General features: G+C 66.7%; 19 protein-coding genes, 1 tRNA gene and 1 pseudogene. 8 read left to right on the plus strand and 13 right to left on the minus strand.

Features of this window, described 5'->3' with window-relative positions; translation table 11 throughout:
* Window positions 1–5: 5 nt before the first annotated feature.
* The 8 genes and pseudogenes from ACP693_RS16180 to trmB all read right to left on the minus strand — a co-directional run bounded on the left by ACP693_RS16180 (window position 6) and on the right by trmB (window position 8,699).
* Window positions 6–665, minus strand: a complete 660-nt coding sequence (locus tag ACP693_RS16180) for an RNA-binding protein (RefSeq protein ID WP_346497374.1) — start codon at window positions 663–665, stop codon at window positions 6–8.
* 18 nt (window positions 666–683) lie between these two features.
* Window positions 684–2,438 (minus strand): transcription termination factor NusA, encoded by a 1,755-nt coding sequence (gene nusA, locus ACP693_RS16185; protein WP_426020700.1) that lies wholly within the window; start codon window positions 2,436–2,438, stop codon window positions 684–686.
* Window positions 2,438–3,037: a ribosome maturation factor RimP gene (gene rimP / locus ACP693_RS16190; protein WP_426020701.1), complete on the minus strand. Its 600-nt coding sequence runs from the start codon at window positions 3,035–3,037 to the stop codon at window positions 2,438–2,440. The genes nusA and rimP overlap by 1 nt, the downstream gene beginning before the upstream one ends.
* Window positions 3,038–3,187: 150 nt before the next feature.
* Entirely contained in the window at window positions 3,188–3,709 is a 522-nt protein-coding gene (locus ACP693_RS16195; protein ID WP_426020702.1) for a DUF1993 domain-containing protein, read from the minus strand.
* 70 nt (window positions 3,710–3,779) lie between these two features.
* Window positions 3,780–5,735 carry a methyl-accepting chemotaxis protein gene (locus ACP693_RS16200; protein WP_426020746.1) on the minus strand — a complete coding sequence of 652 codons (1,956 nt, stop codon included), beginning with the start codon at window positions 5,733–5,735 and terminating at the stop codon, window positions 3,780–3,782.
* A gap of 227 nt (window positions 5,736–5,962) precedes the next feature.
* Window positions 5,963–7,327 carry a methyl-accepting chemotaxis protein gene (locus tag ACP693_RS16205; protein WP_426020747.1) on the minus strand — a complete coding sequence of 455 codons (1,365 nt, stop codon included), beginning with the start codon at window positions 7,325–7,327 and terminating at the stop codon, window positions 5,963–5,965.
* A gap of 18 nt (window positions 7,328–7,345) precedes the next feature.
* Window positions 7,346–7,885: pseudogene (locus ACP693_RS16210) on the minus strand (cache domain-containing protein); the annotation flags it as partial.
* A 97-nt stretch (window positions 7,886–7,982) separates the two neighbouring features.
* Window positions 7,983–8,699: a tRNA (guanosine(46)-N7)-methyltransferase TrmB gene (gene trmB / locus ACP693_RS16215; RefSeq protein ID WP_426020703.1), complete on the minus strand. Its 717-nt coding sequence runs from the start codon at window positions 8,697–8,699 to the stop codon at window positions 7,983–7,985.
* 164 nt (window positions 8,700–8,863) lie between these two features.
* Here trmB and ACP693_RS16220 point away from each other — a divergent pair, with 164 nt between their 5' ends.
* The 5 genes from ACP693_RS16220 (at window position 8,864) to ACP693_RS16240 (ending at window position 13,310) form a co-directional block, all read left to right on the plus strand.
* Window positions 8,864–10,342 carry an amidohydrolase gene (locus ACP693_RS16220; protein ID WP_426020704.1) on the plus strand — a complete coding sequence of 493 codons (1,479 nt, stop codon included), beginning with the start codon at window positions 8,864–8,866 and terminating at the stop codon, window positions 10,340–10,342.
* Window positions 10,342–11,697, plus strand: a complete 1,356-nt coding sequence (locus tag ACP693_RS16225; protein WP_426020705.1) for an amidohydrolase family protein — start codon at window positions 10,342–10,344, stop codon at window positions 11,695–11,697. The genes ACP693_RS16220 and ACP693_RS16225 overlap by 1 nt, the downstream gene beginning before the upstream one ends.
* Before the next feature lie 83 nt (window positions 11,698–11,780).
* Window positions 11,781–12,239, plus strand: coding sequence for a YaiI/YqxD family protein (locus ACP693_RS16230; RefSeq protein WP_426020706.1), 459 nt, complete (start codon window positions 11,781–11,783; stop codon window positions 12,237–12,239).
* A complete protein-coding gene (gene arfB / locus ACP693_RS16235) occupies window positions 12,236–12,643 on the plus strand; it encodes an alternative ribosome rescue aminoacyl-tRNA hydrolase ArfB (protein WP_426020707.1) in 408 nt (135 codons plus the stop codon). Before ACP693_RS16230 ends, arfB begins: the two co-directional genes overlap by 4 nt.
* Window positions 12,644–12,725: 82 nt before the next feature.
* Entirely contained in the window at window positions 12,726–13,310 is a 585-nt protein-coding gene (locus ACP693_RS16240) for a hypothetical protein (protein WP_426020708.1), read from the plus strand.
* A 4-nt stretch (window positions 13,311–13,314) separates the two neighbouring features.
* Here ACP693_RS16240 and ACP693_RS16245 read toward each other — a convergent pair whose 3' ends face one another.
* The 4 genes from ACP693_RS16245 to ACP693_RS16260 are packed head-to-tail and all read right to left on the minus strand — an operon-like array spanning window position 13,315 to window position 16,913.
* On the minus strand, window positions 13,315–13,791 hold the full coding sequence (locus ACP693_RS16245; protein ID WP_426020709.1) for a hypothetical protein: 477 nt from the start codon (window positions 13,789–13,791) through the stop codon (window positions 13,315–13,317).
* Window positions 13,792–13,805: 14 nt separating this feature from the next.
* Window positions 13,806–15,383 carry a 2-polyprenylphenol 6-hydroxylase gene (gene ubiB / locus ACP693_RS16250; RefSeq protein ID WP_426020710.1) on the minus strand — a complete coding sequence of 526 codons (1,578 nt, stop codon included), beginning with the start codon at window positions 15,381–15,383 and terminating at the stop codon, window positions 13,806–13,808.
* Complete coding sequence (gene ubiE / locus ACP693_RS16255) at window positions 15,371–16,159, minus strand: bifunctional demethylmenaquinone methyltransferase/2-methoxy-6-polyprenyl-1,4-benzoquinol methylase UbiE (RefSeq protein WP_426020711.1); 789 nt, start codon at window positions 16,157–16,159, stop codon at window positions 15,371–15,373. Before ubiE ends, ubiB begins: the two co-directional genes overlap by 13 nt.
* Window positions 16,160–16,211: 52 nt before the next feature.
* On the minus strand, window positions 16,212–16,913 hold the full coding sequence (locus ACP693_RS16260; RefSeq protein ID WP_426020712.1) for a Crp/Fnr family transcriptional regulator: 702 nt from the start codon (window positions 16,911–16,913) through the stop codon (window positions 16,212–16,214).
* A gap of 160 nt (window positions 16,914–17,073) precedes the next feature.
* Between ACP693_RS16260 and ACP693_RS16265 the strand changes: the two genes are divergently transcribed.
* The 3 genes from ACP693_RS16265 to ACP693_RS16275 all read left to right on the plus strand — a co-directional run bounded on the left by ACP693_RS16265 (window position 17,074) and on the right by ACP693_RS16275 (window position 18,421).
* The gene (locus ACP693_RS16265; protein ID WP_426020713.1) at window positions 17,074–17,379 is read left to right on the plus strand and encodes a 4a-hydroxytetrahydrobiopterin dehydratase; all 306 of its coding nucleotides are present in this window, start codon (window positions 17,074–17,076) and stop codon (window positions 17,377–17,379) included.
* Window positions 17,376–18,170, plus strand: coding sequence for an SDR family oxidoreductase (locus ACP693_RS16270; protein WP_426020714.1), 795 nt, complete (start codon window positions 17,376–17,378; stop codon window positions 18,168–18,170). The genes ACP693_RS16265 and ACP693_RS16270 overlap by 4 nt, the downstream gene beginning before the upstream one ends.
* Before the next feature lie 174 nt (window positions 18,171–18,344).
* A tRNA-Arg gene (locus ACP693_RS16275) sits at window positions 18,345–18,421 on the plus strand.
* On the opposite strand, the gene ACP693_RS16280 is transcribed toward ACP693_RS16275, so the two are convergent.
* A complete protein-coding gene (locus ACP693_RS16280; protein WP_426020715.1) occupies window positions 18,392–20,059 on the minus strand; it encodes a recombinase family protein in 1,668 nt (555 codons plus the stop codon). The genes ACP693_RS16275 and ACP693_RS16280 overlap by 30 nt on opposite strands.
* Window positions 20,060–20,220: the final 161 nt, after the last annotated feature.

A 20,220-nucleotide genomic window follows, 5' to 3' on the forward strand; every position in this document is an offset into this window, starting at 1 on the left:
AAATCCTAACTCGCCCCTGAAGGGTTTGCTCCCGCCGGTCCGTCCTCGACACTGGAAACATTCCAGTGAGGGGGGCGAAGCGGCCGAAATCCAGCCAGTCGTTCGACCTCTATGGTCCACCGATCGGCGCGTCCGCCCGCAAGCAGGACGGCGTGTATCGCATTTTCCAGCCCAAGGGCCAAACTCAAATCGTCCACAGTGAACGCGCCGCAGACTTTCGCGGTCTGATGGCGGGCCAGGGCGAGGATTTTTCCACGCCCGTCGGCCGAGCCGTCGGCGGCTTCCACCACCCAGGCGGCCTTGCCCGAACGGATGTTCGCGGCGGATTTCTCGAAGCCAGAGATAAGCACGCCTTCGCGCCGGGCAAGACCCAGTTGGTCGAGACAGCGCCTGACAAGCAGCCGTTCGACGACATCGGCGAGGTCAGCCGGAGCGGTCAGCTTGGTTTTCGCGGCGCGGGTGAAGCCGTTCTTCTTGACCGCAGTCTCGATCGAGGCGCGGCTGGCTTCGACCCACAGGCCGCGTCCGGGCAGTTTCCTGCCCAGGTCGGGAACCACCTGGCCATCGGGCCCGGCGACGAAACGGATCAGGCGAGATTCGTCCATGACCTCGTGAGTGACGAGGTCCCGGCGTTCCCTATCGATCGTTGCGTCGCGCAAGCTCATATGTGGCCAGGTCTCCCATCACGCGTTCGACGGTTCGGAGCCGTCCTCGGCGAGGACCCCCGTGTCGTCAGAAGCGTCGTCGGAAGCATCAGCCTCGGCAGGCGCATCGCCGAACACCTGGTCCGGGTCGTATTCGCCCTCGGCGAACTCGCCGTCTTCGAACTCTTCCGGCTCGGGCTGCGGCAGTTCCGAAGCGTCGATCCAGCCGGCGGCGACACGCGCCTGCAGGATCAGCAGTTCGGCGTCTTCCTGGGCCAGGTTGAAGCTTTCCAGCACGCCGGGGACCTTGACCCGTTCGCCGTTCTTCACTTCGTAGCCGCCGCGGATTTCGTCGGTGGCCAGGTCGGCCAGATCCTCGACCGTCTTCACGCCGCCTTCGCCCAGGGCGACGGCGATGGGCAGGGTCACGCCCGGCACCTGAAGCACGCCGTCCTCGACGCCCAGCTCGACGCGCTTGGCGTCCAGCTCGGCCGCCTTCTTGTCCAGGAATTCGCGGGCGCGGGCCTGCAGTTCCTCGGCGGTCTCCTCATCGAAGCCTTCGATCTCGGAGACTTCATAGGGGTCGGCATAGGCCAGGTCTTCCACCGTCGCGAAGCCTTCGGTGACCAGCAGCTGGGCGATGACCTCGTCCACGTCCAGGGCTTCCTGGAACAGGCCGGTGCGCTCGCTGAACTCGCGCTGGCGACGCTCGCTGTCCTGCGCTTCCGTGATGATGTCGATCTGCCAGCCGGTCAGTTGCGAGGCCAGACGCACGTTCTGGCCGCGACGGCCGATGGCCAGCGACAACTGTTCGTCGGGCACGACGACTTCCACGCGGCCGGCTTCTTCGTCGAGCACGACCTTGGAGACTTCGGCCGGGGCCAGGGCGTTGACGATGAAGGTGGGCTCGTCCGGGTTCCACTGGATGATGTCGATCTTCTCGCCCTGCAGTTCGGCGACGACCGCCTGAACGCGCGAGCCGCGCATGCCGACGCAGGCGCCGACGGGATCGATCGAGCTGTCGTTCGACAGGACGGCCATCTTGGCGCGCGAGCCCGAGTCACGCGCAGCGGCGCGGATCTCGATCACGCCGTCGTACACTTCAGGCACTTCCTGGGCGAACAGCTTGGCCATGAAGCCCGGATGGGCGCGCGACAGCATGACCTGCGGGCCCTTAGCCTCGGGCCGGACGTCGTAGATGTAGGTGCGGATCCGGTCGCCGATGTTGAACACTTCGCGCGGGATGGACTGGTCGCGGCGCATGACGCCCTCGCCCCGGCCCAGATCGACGATGGTGTTGCCGTATTCGACGCGCTTGACCGTGCCGTTGACGATCTCGCCGACGCGATCCTTGAACTCTTCGTACTGGTTGGCGCGCTCGGCCTCCCGGACCTTGCCGGTCACGACCTGGCGGGCCATCTGGGTCTGGACGCGGCCGAACTCGAACGGCGGCAGGGTCTCGACATATTCCTTGCCGACGACGGCTTCCGGATCGCGCTTGGAGGCGTCGGTCAGGCGCACCATGGCGCTGTCGTTGAACTCTTCCAGCTCGTCTTCCGGCATCCAGTCGTCCTCGACGATGGTGACGTGACGGGTCAGGGACAGTTCGCCGGTCTTGTGGTCGATCTTGGCGCGGATGTCGTGATGGGCGCCGTAACGCGACTTGGCGCCCTTCTGGATCGCCTCCTCGATCGCCTCGATGACGACCTCGCGCTCGATGTTCTTTTCTTGCGCGACCGCATTGGCGATCTGCAGCAGTTCGAGGCGGTTGGCGGAAATACCGGTGACGGCCATCAGGCGTTGTCCTCAGAAGGGGTCGTGGTGTCGGTTGTTGCGTCTTCGGCTTCCCCTTCGGGCAGGCCGTCGTCTTCGGGTTCGCCGCGCGCGGCGCGAATGGCGGCGCCCCGCTTCATCAGGGCGTCGGTCAGGACCAGCTTGGCGTCACTCAGCCAGTCGAAGGGGATCAGGGCGGTCTCTTCCTCGCCGTCCAGGTCGATCAGGACGTTGCCGTCCTCGTAGCCGGCCAGCACGCCCTTGAACCGCTTGCGGCCCTCGATCATCCGGTCCGTCTCCAGCCGCGCCTCCTCGCCCTCGAACAGGTCGAAGTCGATGGGACGGGTCAGGGGCCGGTCGATACCGGGCGACGAAACCTCCAGCATATATTCGCCGGCGATGGGGTCGGCGGCGTCGAACACTTCGGACACGGCGCGGCTCAGCTTGGCGCACTGTTCGACCGAGATGTCATGATCGGACGGGCGTTCGGCCATGACCTGAAGGCGCTGGCGCTTGGAGCCGGTCATCAGTCGGACGCGCACGACTTCCAGTCCGAGCGACTCCGCGATGGGGTCGATCAGGTCCAGCAGTTGGCGATCCTGGGCGGTTCTTGCGCGCAAGCGACGAATATCCAAAACAAAAGCGGCGGTCCGTCCGGGCCGCCGCTTGGAACGACGCCGTTGGACGCCGGTCTAACGATGTGAGGGGCCATATAGGCTGTTCACGATCGCTTGTCAGCCCTCTTCGTCAGCTTCGGGCGAAGTCGGGGGTCAAATCAGCGCCAGCCGACCCAGATAATCCATCTTGCCCAGCGGCACGCCTTCCTTGCGCAGGATGGCGTAGGCGGTCGTGAGGTGGAAGTGGAAGTTGGGCAGGACGAAGCTGGTCAGATAGCCGGCACCGTCGAAGTGCAGCTCGCGGTTCGGCGTCTTTAGCACGACCGGACGGGTCTCGGCGCCGACGAAGGCGGCGGGCTCCACGCTCTCGATGAAGGCCAGGGTGCGGGCGATACGGTCCTTCAACTCGGCGAAGGTCGTTTCGGTGTCGGCCATCGACGGATTGTCGACGCCGCCCAGCCGGGCGACGCCGCCCAGCCGGGCGACGGCGCCCTTGGCCGAGTCCGAGGCCAGTTGAACCTGCGACGCCAGCGGCCGCATGTCGTCATGAAGGCGCGCCTGGACCAGGGCGGCTTCGTCGAAGCCCTCCGCCGACGCCTTGTCCAGGCAGCCCGACAGATTGGTCAGGCCGCGCAGGAAGATCGGCGAGGCGGCGTCGTAGATCGAGAAGGTCATCGCAGGGCTCCGGTTGGCGCCATAGCTGGGCGGCGCCTCGTCGAAACGCCAGCCCTGCCGACCTCCTAAATCAGAACGCTTCCCAGCCATCCTCGGCCGCCATGGCGGCGACCCTGGGCGCCGCGCCGCCTCGGCCGACCGTCTTCAGCGCGGCGACGAGATGGGGCGAGCGCGCCGGCGGGGCGGCGGTTGAAGACGCCCTGCGTGGCGCGGGGATCGGCGCCGATGCGACGGTCGAGCCGACGCGGAACTGCGCGACGGACGCCTGCAGGCTTTCGGCCTCCTGGGCCAGCGAGTGGCTGGCGGCCGTCGATTGCTCGACCATCGCAGCATTTTGCTGGGTGACCTGGTCCATCTGGTTCACGGCGGTGTTGACTTGGGCCAGGCCGACGGCCTGTTCCTGGGCCGAGGCCGCGATTTCACTGACAAGGCCGTTGATTTCGGCGACGCGGTCGACAATCCGTTGCAGGGCCTCGCCGGTCTGGCCGACCAGTTTGACGCCCGATCCGACCTGGGTGGTAGAGGTGGAGATCAGGGTCTTGATCTCTTTCGCGGCTTCCGCCGAACGCTGGGCCAGGGCCCGGACCTCGGAGGCCACGACCGCAAAGCCGCGACCGGCGTCGCCGGCGCGAGCGGCTTCGACGCCCGCGTTCAAGGCCAGAAGATTGGTTTGGAAGGCGATTTCGTCGATCACGCCGATGATTTGGCTGATCTGCGAGGATGAGTTCTCGATGGCCTGCATGGCCTGGACGGCGTCACGAACAATGACGCCCGAGGTCTCGGCGTCGCCCTTGGCGGCCTGAACGACATCGGAAGCCTGACGCGCGCCTGAGGCGGTCTTGTTCACCGTGGCCGTGATCTCGTCCAGAGCGGCGGCGGTTTCTTCCAACGAAGCCGCCTGTTGTTCGGTGCGGCGCGACAGATCGTCGGCGGCCTGCGAAATTTCACCGGCGCCCGAGCGGATACCCGCCACATTGCCCAGGACCACGCCCAAAGCCTGCTGCAACTGGGCGATGGCCGCGTTGAAGTCGATCTTCAGCTTGGCGTAGTCGTCAGGGAATTCCTGGGCGATGCTGTAGGTCAGATCGCCGCGCTTGAGGTGGTCCAGCCCTTCGCCCAAGGCTGCGACCACGACCGCCTGTTCACGGGCCCTGGCGTCTGCTGCGCGCTGGTTTCTGGCGCGTTCCTCGTCCGACTGATTGCGAAGCGCCGCCCCTTCGGCCTCCAGCTGAATCTTCTCGATTGCGGCGTCGCGGAACACCAGCAGGGCCAAGCCCATCTTGCCGATCTCGTCCTTGCGCTGGGCGTGCGGCACCTCGATGGTGGTGTCGCCGCCGGACAGCTTGGCCATCCGTTCCCCGATGCCCGTCAGGGCGCTGACGATGGAGCGGGACACGATCAGGCCCACGGCCATGGCGATCAGGGTCGCGATGCCGATGGCGATCAGAGTGGTCATGGCGGCCTGGCCCACGTCCGCCGACAGCTGGGTCGACTTCTCGGCGCTGGCCGCGACCTTGGCGTTCGTAAAGTCGGTCAACTTGGGGATCACAGCCGCCATCTTGCCGTCCATCTCGGTCATCAAGGGGCCTGCCGCCTCGTCATTGGCCAGACCGAGCGCGATAGACCGCGTCGCCAGGTCGCTGACCTCTTTCAGGGGCGCACGCAACGCGTCTACCTCCGCCTTCCATTCCGGAACCAAGGTTTCGGCCTCGCTCAGCAAGGTCTCGATCGCCTGAATTTTCTGGGCCGCGTCGTCCGCCGCCTCGCGCGCTCTGGCCGAGGAACCGTCGTAGACCAAGACCTTGTAGGCGTCGTAGGCCATGCCCTGCATGGTTCGATTGACTCGAACCATCTTCACCAAGGCGACGTTCTCGACATCGACCAACTGGCTGTACTGGGCGTCGATCTTCTTCATGTTCCAGGCGCTGTAAGCGGCGCCGCCCAGCGCCACCAAGGCCAGAAGGATCAAGGGCACGATGATCTTCACCGAGATCTTCGTATCGGACAGAATCTTGTTCACACCCATCTCCAGGCCCATGGGCCGATCGGATTCGAGACGTCGAATCCTTGATTCAATAAACGCGCAGGACGGCCCCAGATCGTCTGGATACAGACCTTTCGAAAGCGACAGACGCGCGAGTCTGAAACTCGACTTGGAAGCTGCGCCGTTCGTCACGAAAAAGGGTAAACGACGAAATAGGTGGGATTACATATATCGAAGATCGTTAAGAGACTTACGCAGCCTCTCCTGGTTCAGAATTCTTCCCAGCCTTCTGACGCGGCCTGAGGTTTGAGCGCGGCGCCGCCGCGACCGACGGCCTTCAGTGCCTGCACCTTGAGATTAGGGGAGCGGCCCACGCGAGCGGACGCCGTGCGTGACACCGGCGCCTGGACGTTGTCGCCCACACGGAACTGAGCCACCGAGGCTTGCAGCGACAGCGCTTCCTGCGCCAGCGAATGGCTGGCGGCGGTCGATTGCTCGACCATGGCGGCGTTTTGCTGGGTGACCTGGTCCATCTGGTTCACGGCGGTGTTGACCTCGGCCAGGCCCACGGCCTGTTCCTGGGCCGAGGCGGCGATTTCCGACACCAGCCCGTCAATCTCGGCGACCCGGTCCACGATCCGTTGCAGGGCTTCGCCGGTTTGACCGACCAGTTTCACGCCCGAACCGACCTGGGTGGTCGAGGTCGAGATCAGCGTCTTGATCTCTTTCGCAGCTTCGGCCGAACGCTGGGCCAGGGCGCGCACTTCGGAGGCGACCACCGCGAAGCCGCGACCGGCCTCGCCAGCACGGGCGGCTTCCACCCCGGCGTTAAGGGCCAGGAGATTGGTCTGGAAGGCGATCTCGTCGATGACGCCGATGATCTGGCTGATCTGCGACGACGAGCCTTCGATAGCCTGCATGGCCGACACCGCGTCGCGGACGATGACGCCCAAGGTCTCGGCGTCGCCCTTGGCGGCCTGGACGATGTCCGAGGCCTGACGCGCGCCCGAGGCCGCCTTGTTCACCGTCGCCGTGATCTCGTCGAGCGTGGCGGCGGTCTCTTCCAGACCGGCGGCCTGCTGTTCGGTGCGACACGACAGGTCGTCGGCGGCCTGGCTGATCTCGCCGGCGCCCGAGTGGATGCCCGCGATGTTGGAGACCACGACCGAGACGGCCTGCTGCAACTGGGCGATGGCGGCGTTGAAGTCGGTTTTCAGCTCGGCGGCCTTGGGCGCGAACTCGGCCTCGATCCGATAGGTCAGGTCGCCGTCGGCCATGGCCGACAGGCCCTGGCCCAGGGCGGTGATGGTGACGCGGTCCTCTTCGGCCTCGCGCGCCTTTTCGGCCTCGCGGGCGGCGCGTTCCTGTTCGCTCATCGAGCGTTGCGACAAGGCCTCGGCCTCCAGCCGGTCCTTTTCGATGGCGGCTTCGCGGAAAATGGCCAGGGCCGTGGCCATCTGCCCGATCTCGTCGCCGAGCGCCACGCCGGGAATTTCCGTGGTCTTGTCATCGTCGGCCAGGCCGCGCATGCGCCGACCCAGGGCCACCACCGGCCTGGATACCGAGCGTCCGATGAACCAGCCGGTCGCCCCGATCGACAGCGCGACCGCCAGCGCCATGGCGCCCAGCGTCATGGCCGCCTTGCCGACGGCGGCGGCGATCTGATCGGTATAGACGCCCGAGCCGATGACCCAACCCCAGGGGGCGAAACCCTTCACATAGGAGATTTTGGGGAGGCCTCTTCCTGGTTCGGCTTGGCATTGATAATCGACTTAGCCTTCGCCCTGCTGCTGAACGACGCTGACGAATTCCTTGAACATCAGCACGCCGTCGGCGTCTTTGTTCTCGCTCAGATCCGTGCCGTTCAGGGCCGGCTTCATCGGGTGCATCACCATGGTGGGATGCATGTCGTTGATCCAGAAATAGTCGTCGTTGCCGTAGCGCATGGCGCCGACGGCCGCCTTGGCGGCGTCCTGGGTCTGGACACGGGAAAGGCGACCCGCCTGCTCCTCAGCCTGATAGTGGGCCACGACGCTGTAGGCGATCTCGACCGAGGCCTTGGTGCGGTCGGCGATGTCCGCGCGCATGGCGGCGTCCAGCCGCATCAGCGACAGACCCGTGATGACCAGAAGCCCCGCCATGGTCACCAGAGCGAGCAGATTGATCCGCCCGCCGATCGTCAACGCCTTCATAGGCCCGTCCCCAAATCTCACCGTTTGGGACACTGCTAACGAGGTTCGTTAAATATCCGCCAAAGGGCGGGGTGCGTAAGACGACGCAACCGCCGCGTCATTTCGTCCTTCGAAACTCCAGGAAGACCGGAACGGTGTCGCCCAGCTTCTTTTCCTCATAGCGGGTGACGACGTGGTCGGCGGGCGGGACGAACCAGTCCTGATCCGCCGCCCCGATCCGCTCCAGTCCCGGCGTGCGGTTCAGCCGCTCCAGCGCCCATTCGGCATAGTCCAGCCAGTCGGTGACGAAGCGCAGCGTCCCGCCCGGTTTCAGGATGCGGGCGAAGGCTTGGGCCGTCTCGTCCTGCAGCAGGCGACGCTTGTTGTGCCGGGCCTTGTGCCAGGGATCGGGAAACAGGATCAGCAGCCGGTCCACCGAGGCGTCGGGCAGGGCGTCGACCAGGTCTCGCGCGTCGTCGGCGTGGATGCGGACATTCTCCAACCCGCCCTCCTCGACATGGCGCAGGGCCGAGGCGACCCCGTTCAGGAAGGGCTCGCAACCAATGACCAGGGCGTCCGGCCGCGTCGCCGCCTGGGCCGCCATGTGCTCGCCGCCGCCGAAACCGATCTCCAGCCAGACCTCAATGGCCTCGGGCATCATCGTCCTGGGGTCCAGCGGCCCGGCCTTGGGTTCGGGCACGGCGATCTGCGGCAGCAGCGTCTCCATCAGCGCCGCCTGACGGGGCTTGATCGGACGGGCCTTGATGCGGCCGAACGACCGCAGCGGGCGGTCGAGATGGGGGTTTTCGTCCTCGGGACGGTCGTCGGAGCTCATGCGCCTGCCGTTAGCCGTCGCAGGGCGGGGCGTCCAGAACAAGCGCGCCCAAACCGCTGCCATGGGACGAACACCGAAACCTTTTGACGGTCGCGACCGAACGCCTTTCTATGACGGCTGCAAGCGGCGTCGGGGCTGACGCATTCGCGGGGAGAGGGATTTCGATGATCGGACATCATCTGCGGGGCGTCAGCCTCGCGGCCATCACATGCGCCGTGCTGGGCCTGTCGGCCTGCGCCACCACCGGCCAGACTTCCGACGACACCGCCGCAAAACCGTCGAAGGACCAGACGATGGCCGCCGGGCTGGATCCCGCGACCACGCTGAACCCCTATCCTTCCACCTATCAACCGTTGCCGCGCGAGGATTTCGCCGTGGTCGGCGCGACCGTCCTGACCGGCACGGACCGCAAGATCGAAAACGGCGTGGTCGTGGTCACGGACGGCAAGATCGCCGCAGTCGGCGACGCCTCGACCCCCGTCCCCGCCGGCTATCGCGTCGTCGAGGCGCGCGGCCGTTATGTCACCCCCGGCGTCATCGACGTTCACAGCCACCTAGGCGTCTATCCGTCGCCCGGCGTCAGCGGCATGAGCGACGGCAACGAGGCGACCAGCCCGAACACCGCCCAGGTCTGGGCCGAACATTCGCTGTGGCCCCAGGATCCGGGCTTCAACACCGCCCGCGCCGGCGGCGTCACCACGCTTCACATCCTGCCCGGCTCGGCCAATCTGTTCGGCGGCCGGGGCGTGACCATTCGCAACACGCCGTCGATCACCATGCAGGGCATGAAGTTCCCGGACGCCCCCTATACGGTCAAGATGGCCTGCGGCGAGAACCCGTCGCGCGTCTATGGCGGCCGCAACCAGAGCCCGGCGACGGGCATGGGCAATATGGCCGGCTATCGCGCCGCCTTCATCGCCGCGCGCGATTACAAGGCCAAATGGGACAAGTGGCGCGAGGACGGCGAGGGCGCGGCCCCGACCCGCAATCTTCAGAACGAGACCCTGGTGGGGGTGCTGGACGGGTCCATCCTGATCCAGAACCACTGCTACCGCGCCGACGAAATGGCCATGATGATCGATATGGCCAAGGAGTTCGGCTACCGGATCACCACCTTCCACCACGCCACCGAGGCCTACAAATTGGCCCCGCAACTGGCCGCCAACGGCATCTGCGCGGCCATGTGGACCGGCTGGTGGGGCTTCAAGATGGAGGCGCTCGACGCCATCGAGGAGAACGCGGCCCTGGTGGACGCGCAACAGGGTTCGTGCGCCGTCATCCACTCCGACGACGCCGAACTGACTCAACGGTTGAATCAGGAGGCCGCCGCCGCCCTGTCGGCCGGTCGCCGCGCTGGGCTTAACATTTCGGAAGAACACGCCATCGGCTGGATCACCTCCAACGCCGCCAAGGCCATCGGCATCGCCGACCAGACCGGCTCGCTGGAGCCGGGCAAGCGCGCCGACGTGGTGATCTGGAGCGCCGATCCCTTCTCGATCTACGCCCGCGCCGACCAGGTCTTCATCGACGGCGCCCTGACCTTCGACCGGACCAACCCCGCCTATCAGCCGACCAGCGATTTCGAGCTGGGCCAGCCAGGCTATGGCCTGACCGCCGCCAACGTCGCCGAAGGAGCCCGCTGATGCGTCTGTCCCACATCCTCGCGGGCCCCCTCGCCGCCCTGTCGGTCGCGGCCCTGTCCCTCGCCGCCCCCGCCCTCGCCCAGGACACCGTGGCCATCGTCGGCGGCCGGGTTCTGACCGGAACCTCCGTCATCGAGGGCGGCACGGTCGTGATCCGTGACGGCAAGATCGTCTCGGTCGGCTCAGGCAGCGCCCCGTCCGGCGCCCGCGTCATCGACGCGACCGACAAGGTGGTCGCCCCCGGCTTCGTCGCCGTCGATTCCGGTTTAGCCGGGACCGAGGTCGGCGCCGTCGGCGGCACCAACGAACTGCGCAACAGCGCCAACACCCTCAGCGCCGCCTTCGACATCTCCTACGGCCTGGACCCCTGGTCCTTCACCCTGCCGGTCGCTCGGCTGGGCGGGATCACCCGCGCCGTGGTCGTGCCCCAGCACCCCGGCTCGTCCGGCGGCCATGTGCATGAGGACGAAACGGCCGGCGCCGGCGACGGCGGCTATCAGACACCCGGCCTGTTCGCCGGTCAGGGGGCGGTCATCCGACTGGCCCAGGGAAGCGACATCCTGGTCAAGCCGCGCGTGGCCATGGTCGCCCCCTTCGGCGAGGCCGGGGCCGACATCGCCGGCGGCGCTCGCGGCGCCCAGTTCGTCCTGTTCAAGGAGACGATGGCCGAGGTCCGCCTCTACGCCCGCAACAAGCCCGCCTATGAGCGGGCGGGCCTGCGCGACCTCAGCCTGTCGCGCGCGGACCTGGAAGCCCTGATCCCGGTCGCCAATGGTTCGATGTCCCTGATCGTCAGCGTCCACCGGGCGTCGGACATCCAGCAGGTGCTGCGTCTGGCGCGCGAGGAAGGGATCAAGCTGATCCTGGACGGCGCCGAGGAAGGCTGGCTGGTCGCCGGCGACATCGCGGCGGCGGGCGTGCCCGTCCTGCTGAACCCCATCTCCAACCTGCCTAGCGATTTCGAGATGCGGGCGGCGCGGATGGAGAATGCGGCGGCCCTGAACGCGGCCGGCGTCGTCATCGCCATCAAGGGCAACGAGGGCTCGACCCACCGCGCCCGCGAGGCCCGCTACAACGCCGGCAACGCCGTCTCGCACGGCCTGCCCTATGGCGCCGCCATCGCCGCCCTGACGGTCAATCCGGCCAGGATCTTCGGCATGGACGGACAGTTCGGCCAGATCGCGCCGGGCGCCGCCGCCGACGTCGTGGTCTGGTCCGGCGACCCGCTGGAGCCACTCAGCCAGCCCTCGGCCGTCTTCATCGACGGCGTCGAACAACCCCTGACCAGCCGCGCCCTGCTGCTCCGCGACCGTTATCGCCAGCAGACGCCCATGCCCCCGGCCTATCGCAACTGACGGCGGCTTCGATGTGAACGGAAAGGGCGGGGCCTCGCGGTCCCGCCCTTTTTCATTTGCGCCGTCCGCGCTAGGTCACGCCCATGCCCACGGTTCTCTACATCGACGCCGACGCCTGCCCGGTGAAGGAGGAGGTCTATCGCGTCGCGCGGCGCTATGGGCTGAAGACCTATGTCGTTTCCAACACCTGGATGCAGGTTCCACGCGAGCCTCTGGTCGAACAGGTGGTGGTCGACGCCGGTCCCGACATCGCCGACGACTGGATCGCCGAGCGTGCGACCGTCGGCGACGTGGTGATCACCGCCGACATTCCTCTGGCCGACCGCTGCCTGAAGTCGGGCGCCCAGGCGCTGAAGTCCAACGGCCAGCCCTTCACGCCGGATTCCATCGGCTCGGCCCTGGCCGGGCGGATGGTGGGCGAGCATCTGCGGTCCATGGGCGTGGCCACCTCCGGCCCTCCGCCCTTCTCGGCCGCCGACCGCTCACGGTTCTTGCAGGCGCTGGATCAGGCCGTGGTCAAGGCGCGCAAGGCGGCCTCATGACCACCGTCATTCCCGAGGACGAGTTGGAGTTTCACTTCTACCGCGCCGGCGGGCCGGGCGGCCAGAACGTCAACAAGGTCTCGACCGCCGTCCAGATGCGGTTCGACGTGAAGAACTCCCCCAGCCTGACCGATCCGGTCAAGGCGCGGCTGATGAAGCTGGCCGGCAGTCGGCTGACGCTGGAAGGGGTGATCCTGATCACCGCCGTGCGCCACCGCACCCAGGAGCGCAATCGCGCCGACGCCATGGAACGGCTCCAGACCATGGTGGACGAGGCCTCGATCCGGCCGGTCTATCGCGTGCCGACCCGCCCGACCAAGGCGTCGAAGGAACGACGGCTGAAGGCCAAGACCACACGGTCCACGATCAAGTCCGGCAGAGGAAAACCCCGTCAGGACGACTGAGACGCAGGAACGTCTTGCAGCCGTTATCGTTCAGCTTCCACAGCAACGGTTGAGTGAGGCGCGGATGCGGCGATTTCGGGCGATGACGATCGGGTTGATGCTGGCGACGGGTGGCCTCGCCGCCTGCGGCCAATACGAAGTCCGAAAGAAGGAAAGCGCCGATCCCGGACCTCAGGCACCGGCTCAGTCCGAACAGGACAAGGCCGTCATCGCCGCCACGCCTCAGGTTTCCATGTCCGCTCGGGATCGAGCCGAAATTCGCGACGTGGCGCGCGGCTATCTTGATGAGGCCGCCAAGGAACTGGCCAAGGGCTTTTCGCCCGTCGCCGGCGTCGAAGATGTGGTCGTCGCGATGCAGCCGACGGAAGTTCACGCCTGGAAACTGAACCTTGAGAACGGCAAGAATTATCGCATCATTGGCGAATGCGACAACGAATGCTCCGACCTCGATATGGAGCTGCTCGATCCGGCGGGCAAGATTGTCGAACGCGACACGCTGCCGGACTCAGCGCCGGTGATAAACATCCAGCCCACGAGGGCCGGCGCCTATACCGCACGCCTGGTCATGAAGACCTGCACGGTGGCGCCCTGCTACGCGGCGGCGCGTCTGTACCACCAGACCGGCCCCATCCCGGACGACGATGCGCCGCCCGCGACGGAGACCTGAGGGATCAGCTTTCGGCCGGTCGGAACAGCAGGGCGGCGATCTTGTCCTCGGCGTCGAAGCCGATCATCCATTCGGTGACCTGGTTGTCGAAGGTGACCTTGAACATCTGGGCCTCGCCTTCCTGCTTGACGTACTGGACGGTCTTGATCGCGCCGAAGCCCTTGATCAGCGGGATGACTTGGGCCTCCTGCTGGCGGATCTGGGTTCCCAGGCCCGTCGTGAAGTCCGCATAGTCGAACCCGGTCCCCTGGGCCGCAGCGATCACGGCGCGCAAGGCCTCTTCCGAACGGGCGATGTCGGGCGCCTGGGCCGCAGCCGTAGGCGCGGGTGCAGCAGGAGCGGGACGCGCCTGAGGGGTCGCCGACTGCGCGGGCCGATCAAAGGCGTTGGGTACTGCGCCCGCGGCGGCTTGGGCTAAGGCGGGAACGGGCGCCAGAAGCAAGGCTGCGGCCAGGGCGGTCTTCATAAGGGTCGGCTTCATAGCGAAAGCTCCGGTCAGGACAGATAGGGCCAGAGCGAGAGGCCCAAGGCCGTCAGGGCCGCGAGAACCGCGACCGTGACTGAAGCAGTCACCCAAGCGGGAGTTCCCGACTTTTCGATGACCACCGCCGCTGGACGCGGCGGCTCCTGCACCAGACGCGAGATGGCCCGCGCCGCCGCAATCATCTCGTTCAGGGCGTCGCGGGCCTGGGCCTGCGGCCCCAGCTCGCGCCGGATCCAGCGTTCGACCACCGGCTGGGCGGCCTTCCACAGGTCATGATCGGGTTGAAGCCGGCGCGCCACCCCCTCGACCGAGACCATGGTCTTCTGCAGCAGGATCAGCTCGGGCCTCAGCCGCATGTCGAACAGGGCCGTGATCTCGAACAACTGGCCCAGCAGCCGGCCCATCGACACCTGGCTGGCGGCGCGGCCGATCACCGGCTCGCCCACCGCGCGCAGGGCCTGGGCGAAGGTCTCGACCGAATGGTGGGCCGGCACATAGCCGGCCTCGAAATGGACCCGGGCGATCCGGTCGTAGTCGCGGCTGATGAAGCCCCACAGGATCTCGGCCAGATAGCGCCGCTCGGCCGGACCCAGCCGCCCGACGATACCGAAGTCGATGGCCGTCAGATGTGCCGGGGCGCTGGCGAACAGATTGCCCTCGTGCAGATCGGCGTGGAAGACGCCATGATCCAGGGCCTGAACCAGGAAGGCGCGCACGACATTGTCGGCCAGCAGATCGACATCCAGGCCGGGCAGGTCCGCCAGGGCCGGATCGGTCATGGGCACGCCCTGCGCCCACTCCAGCGTCAGCACCCGCTTGCCCACCCCGTCCCAAATGACGGCGGGGGCGGACATATAGCCGTCCTTGGCCATGACATCGGCCATCTCGCTGGCGGCAGCGGCTTCCAGCCGCATGTCCAGCTCCAGATCCATGGAATTGGCGATGGTCTCGACGAAGGCCTGGGGCTCCAGTCGGCGCGACAGGGGCACCAGCCGCCAGACCAGGGCGGCGCCCAGCCGCATGGCGTCCAGACCGTCGGCGACCCGGCGTTCGACCCCCGGTCGCAGCACCTTGACCGCCACGGCCCGGCCATCGGCCAGGGTGGCGCGGTGCGCCTGGGCCAGGGAGGCGGCGGCGACCGGCGGGCTCAGGTCGATGAACAGGCTCTCGACCGGCCGGCCCAAGGACTTCTCGATCTCGCGCCGCGCATCCTCCAGAGGAAAGGGCGGCAGGGCGTCCTTCAACCGGCCCAGGTCTCGCGCGAACTGCAGGCCGAAGATGTCGGCGCGGGTGGCCAGGACCTGGCCCAGCTTGATCGCCACAGGCCCCAGGTGCTCGAAGGCCTTGCCCAGTCTCTGGCCCGGCCGGCCCTGACGCCCGTCTCGGCCGGACAGCATCTGCACGGCACGGGCCAAGGGTCGCGCCCAGACGGGCAGCAGGGGGTTGGCCTCGCGCGGGATCAGGGCGTCATGGCGCGCCAGAACCCACAGCCAGCCCAGCAGGCGCAGAAAGGCCGCCACGGGATTGTGCACCGCGACGGTGGCGGGCGGCGGCGGGGCCGTGCGATACACTCGGGTCAGATCGCCCACCCGTGGTGGATGGCGGCGATCCCGCCCGACAGATTGGTCACCGAGACGCGCTTGAAGCCTGCGTCCTCGATGAGGCTCTTAAAGGCCGTCTGGTCGGGGAAGCGGCGGATGCTTTCGACCAGATATTGATAGCTGTCGCGATCCTTGGCCACCCAGCCGCCGATGCGGGGAATGGCGTGGAAGGACCAGGCGTCATAGACCTTGCGGATCGGGCTGGTCGTCGGGCGCGAGAACTCCAGGCACAGGAACCGGCCACCCGGCTTCAGCACCCGACGCGCCTCCGACAGAGCCTTGTCGATATGGGCCACGTTGCGGATGCCGAAACTGATCGAATAGGCGTCGACTGAGGCGTCGGGCAGCGGCAGGTTCATCGCGTCGCCGACCGACCAGCTCATCTCCGGCTCGCCGCCCTTGTGAACCCCGGCGAGGATCATCTCGGCGTTGTAGTCCAGCACGATGACATTGGCGTCTTCTCCGCCGCGCCGTTCCTGGGCTGCGCGCGCCATCTTGGAATAGCGCCGAGCCATGTCGCCGGTGCCGCCGGCCACGTCCAGAATGGTCTCGCCCGGACGCGGGTTCAGCTTGGCGGCGGCCATGTCCTTCCAGATGCGGTGGACGCCGACGCTCATCAGGTCGTTCATCACGTCGTAGCTGGAGGCGACGGAATCGAAGACCCCGCGCACCATCTTGACCTTCTCGCGCGCGTCCACGTCGCGGAAGCCGAAGGAGGAACGGTCGCCCGACGAATGCGGGCCGTGCGAGGAGGCGTCTGTCATGGGTCACCGTCTAGCGCGTCGCCGCGCCGCCGTCACCCGATCACACGCCGGATCAGGCGGCTTCCGGCTGCGGCAATTTCAGATCCTTGGTCACTTCACGCATCAGGCCGTAACAGCCGCACGACGCCTTCTCCAGGCCGTCCCGGTCCAGCACCTTGACCCAGCCGCGCCCTCGCTGGATCAGATCCTTGCCCTCCAGCACCGTCCCCACCTCGGACACGGTGGCGCGTCGCACCCCCAGCATGCCGGCGATGTCGGCCTGGGTCAGGTCGATCCGGTCGTCTTCGGCCCGGTCATGCAGCATCAGCAGCCAGCGCGCCAGCCGCTCGTCTAGCCGGTGCTGGGCGTTGCAGGCGGCGGCCTGCTGGACCTGAGCCATCAGCCCCTCTGTAAAGCGAGACAGGGCCAGGCGCAGGCTCTCGCTTTCGTCCAATGCCTCGCCGAACACTTCGGCCGAGCAATAGGCGGCGACGCCATCGCGCTGGGAAATGGCCCGGCTGGCGGCGCGGGCGTTGAACGGGCCGCAGGTGACGCCGATCAGACCTTCACGGCCAATGGCGGCGGTCTCGACCATCTTGTCGTCAGGCAAGATGGTCATCAGAGACACCACCCCCTTGAGCGGAAACCAGACCCGATCGACCGCCTCGCCGGCGTCGTACAGCATCTGGCCGCGCGCGATCTCGCCCTGCTTCAGATGAGGTTCGATACGTTTGCGGTCGGCCGCGTCCAGCGCGGCGATCCAGAGATTGTCCATCTTAACCCCGCTGACGACCGGACGACGCCTTGCGGCGCATCCACACAGCCTGAGAACGCGGAAGCTTGACCATGCGTTCCGCCGTGCGGTTTGCGATCCTGAACGCCGGCTTGCCGCAACACGCGGGGCGCGTTACGCCGAAAGAAAAGAGGAAGCCCTAATGACCGAAGCCCATCTTGACGTAGCGGAAACGCTGAAGATCCTTCCCTCATGGCGCGCCTTCGAGGGCGAGCGCTCGGCCATCGTGCGGACGCTGAAGTTCGCCGACTTCAACGCCGCCTTCGGCTTCATGACCCGCGTCGCCCTGATGGCCGACAAGATGGACCACCACCCGGAATGGTCCAACGTCTATGACCGGGTCGAGGTGCTTCTGACCACCCACGACGCCCACGGCGTGACCGACAAGGACGTCGCACTGGCCCGATTCATCGATGCGGTCGCCACGGACATGGGCGTCAAGTCGTGAGCGCCGCCCGCACCGGCCGCGTCGCCGGCAAGACCGTCCTGATCACCGGCGCCGCCGGCGGCCTGGGCGAAGCCATGGCCTTCATGCTGGCCCGCGAGGGCGCCCGCGTCGCCGTCACCGACATCGATGGCGACCGCGCCGCCGCCCTGACCCGCCGCATCAATGAAGAGCTGCCCGGCGCCGCCTTCGCCTATGCTCACGACGTGGCCAGCGAGGCCGATTGGGAGCGGGTCATCGCCGCCGCCGTCGCCGACCTGGGCGGTCTTTCGGTGCTGGTCAACAACGCCGGCGTCGGCGGCCCCATGGCCTTCGTCGAACAGGACACGGTCGACAACTGGCAGCGTCAGTACGAGATCAACCTGCGCTCCATCATGCTGGGCGCCAAACACGCGATGCCGCATCTGCGCGCCGCCGCCCCGGCCTCGATCATCAACATCTCCTCGATCGCAGGTATGGTCGCCGCCCCCGGCATGGGCGCCTACAACGCCACCAAGGCCGCCGTCTGGATGTACACCAAGACCCTGGCGCTCGAAGCCGCCAAGGCCGACTGGAACGTGCGCTGCAACTCGGTCCACCCCGTCTTCATCAAGACCCCGATCCTGGATCCCTTCATCGCTATGGCCGGCGGCGACGAGGACAAGGCCCACGAGCGTTTGGCGCGCGGCATTCCGCTGAAACGGATCGGGGAACCGGACGACGTCGCCTATTGCGTCCTGTACCTCGCTTCGGACGAGTCGAAGTTCGTCACAGGTTCCGAGTTCAAGATCGACGGCGGCATGACGGCGCAGTAGGGCGCTGGCGCGTGACTGTTTTCTTTTTGGGCCTATCGCGCTTCACGCTGCTTGAGGCCGTTGGCCTTCCTTGGCGGTGATTGAGGGCGGCCATCCGGTCGTCATCCGCGCATTCGGGATTGAGGCCGCCTGCACCTTGCTGTAAGCGGCCTGTTCCGGCGTCACGCCGCATACGCACCCGTAGCTCAGCTGGATAGAGTACTGCCCTCCGAAGGCAGGGGTCACAGGTTCGAATCCTGTCGGGTGCGCCACTTCGGTTTAAAACTGAGAACTCCGCCACTAGCGGCATAATCCGCACTACCACTGGACGCCAAGGCTCGCAGCAGCTCCGTACGCGAGCCGATGATGCGCGCCTCGGTCTTGCTGATGACCTCCACCCGCTGGGTCAGGGCTCGGAGGTGATCACGTCGATACCCACTGGTCCGATCCCGCAGCTTGCGCCGCGCGGCGCTGGCGAACCGATTTAGGGCGTCCGGTGTGATCGTCGGCGCCAACCGATCCACGGATGCACCGATCCGCTCGGCGTCTGCTCGGGCCTGATCCCGGATGCCTGACAGTTCGGCCACGCGATCCTTTAGTGAGGCGTCGTCAGGCGCCAGGAGGCCGTTCTCAATGGCTTCGTAGAGGCGGTTGAGTTTCGCATCGGCTTCGGTGGCCCGTTTGCGCATTTCCGCGATGTGGCTGCGCCGCTGGTCGGCCCACTCCTCGCGACGATCCAAAAGCTGTTCCATCAGCGCCGCGAGGCGATCCGGGTCCAGCAACCTGGATTCGAGGTGCTCGATGATCGCGTCGTCGAGCTTGTCCATGGGAACCGCGAGACCCTTGCAGCCCGCCTCGCCCATGCGTGCTTTGGTCGAACAGGCGTAGTAGCGGTACTGGCCGCCCGCACTGCCCTTGCCGGTTCTCAGCGTCATGGCGCCGCCGCACGCGCCGCAGAAGCAGATACCCGTTAGCAGGTTCGGGCCGGTGGAGACTCGCGGCGGCGTCCACTTCGGGTTTCGAGCGGTGAGCCGCGCTCTGACAGCCTTATGGTCAGCCTTCGACACTATTGCGGGCACAGCCATGATGGCGTGTTCCGTCTCAGGCTTCGGGGCCTTGGTCTTGTGGTCGCGAGTGTTGAACCGGTGCTCACCCATGTAGGTGGTGCGGGTCAGGATCTGATGGACGGCGCTGATGCCCCAGCGCCCTCCGTCTCGCGTGCGGACGTTTTGATCGTTAAGCCGCGTAGCGATTGTCTTCAGACCCATCGGCCCCTGGGCGCCGTCGCCGGTCAACGCCCAGCGATAGATCGTGCGGACTGTCTCGGCCTGAAGCGGGTCGATCTCCAGCGTCTTCTTGATCTTGGCCCCGCGCTGCTCCGCTGCGACGATGCGGTAGCCGATGGGCGCACGCGCGCCATTCCAGAAGCCCTGCCGGGCATTCTCCTTCATGGCTCGCAGGGTATGCTTGGCGTTCTCGCGGGATTGATACTCGTCGAAGAGCGTCATGATCTGGCGCATCATCACGCTGATGGGATCGTCGCCCAGCTCCTGGGTGATCGAGACCAAACGCACCCCGTTTTTCGCAAGCTTGCGGACGTAGAACTCGAACTGGAACTGATCGCGGAAGAACCGCGAGAAGCTGTGCACCACGATCATGTCGAAGGCTGGCGGCTTGGTCAGCGCTGCTTCGATCATCGACTGGAAAGATGGGCGCCGGTCGTCGGTGGCGGTGTTGCCCGGCTCGACATACTCCGCCGTCGCTTCCCACCCCTTGGCATCGCAGTAGGCTTCCAACTGACGGCGCTGATCAGGAATCGATAGATCGTTGACGGCCTGCCGTCCGGTGGAGACGCGGAGATAGAGGGCGGCGCGGGTCTGAACTCCCGTGGTGACGGCTTGGCGGCTCATGTCCTGCTCCTTTCAGAGGCGCGGACCCAGAACCTCGTCGAGCACCTCGCCAAGCCACGCCTCCACCGCCTGGAGTTCAGCCGGGGTGATTGGAAGATCATCAGGCCAAGTGTCGGTGATGCGGACGGTCGATTGTACGCCAACTGGCCGGGCTTGCGGAG

The organism is Brevundimonas sp. TWP1-3, assembly GCF_049896085.1.
Taxonomy (GTDB): Bacteria; Pseudomonadota; Alphaproteobacteria; order Caulobacterales; family Caulobacteraceae; genus Brevundimonas.

Excerpts from the sequence above, each read along its gene's own strand:
- ACP693_RS16225 (WP_426020705.1), top strand. The coding sequence starts at position 10,342 with ATGCGTCTGTCCCACATCCTCGCGGGCCCCCTCGCCGCCCTGTCGGTC.
- arfB (WP_426020707.1), top strand. The coding sequence starts at position 12,236 with ATGACCACCGTCATTCCCGAGGACGAGTTGGAGTTTCACTTCTACCGC.
- nusA (WP_426020700.1), bottom strand. The coding sequence starts at position 2,438 with ATGGCCGTCACCGGTATTTCCGCCAACCGCCTCGAACTGCTGCAGATC.
- ACP693_RS16200 (WP_426020746.1), bottom strand. The coding sequence starts at position 5,735 with ATGGGTGTGAACAAGATTCTGTCCGATACGAAGATCTCGGTGAAGATC.
- ACP693_RS16220 (WP_426020704.1), top strand. The coding sequence starts at position 8,864 with ATGATCGGACATCATCTGCGGGGCGTCAGCCTCGCGGCCATCACATGC.
- ACP693_RS16245 (WP_426020709.1), bottom strand. The coding sequence starts at position 13,791 with ATGAAGCCGACCCTTATGAAGACCGCCCTGGCCGCAGCCTTGCTTCTG.
- ACP693_RS16180 (WP_346497374.1), bottom strand. The coding sequence starts at position 665 with ATGAGCTTGCGCGACGCAACGATCGATAGGGAACGCCGGGACCTCGTC.
- ACP693_RS16260 (WP_426020712.1), bottom strand. The coding sequence starts at position 16,913 with ATGGACAATCTCTGGATCGCCGCGCTGGACGCGGCCGACCGCAAACGT.
- trmB (WP_426020703.1), bottom strand. The coding sequence starts at position 8,699 with ATGAGCTCCGACGACCGTCCCGAGGACGAAAACCCCCATCTCGACCGC.
- ubiE (WP_426020711.1), bottom strand. The coding sequence starts at position 16,159 with ATGACAGACGCCTCCTCGCACGGCCCGCATTCGTCGGGCGACCGTTCC.
- ACP693_RS16230 (WP_426020706.1), top strand. The coding sequence starts at position 11,781 with ATGCCCACGGTTCTCTACATCGACGCCGACGCCTGCCCGGTGAAGGAG.
- ACP693_RS16240 (WP_426020708.1), top strand. The coding sequence starts at position 12,726 with ATGACGATCGGGTTGATGCTGGCGACGGGTGGCCTCGCCGCCTGCGGC.
- ACP693_RS16205 (WP_426020747.1), bottom strand. The coding sequence starts at position 7,327 with ATGACGCTGGGCGCCATGGCGCTGGCGGTCGCGCTGTCGATCGGGGCG.
- ACP693_RS16265 (WP_426020713.1), top strand. The coding sequence starts at position 17,074 with ATGACCGAAGCCCATCTTGACGTAGCGGAAACGCTGAAGATCCTTCCC.
- ACP693_RS16195 (WP_426020702.1), bottom strand. The coding sequence starts at position 3,709 with ATGACCTTCTCGATCTACGACGCCGCCTCGCCGATCTTCCTGCGCGGC.
- ACP693_RS16280 (WP_426020715.1), bottom strand. The coding sequence starts at position 20,059 with ATGAGCCGCCAAGCCGTCACCACGGGAGTTCAGACCCGCGCCGCCCTC.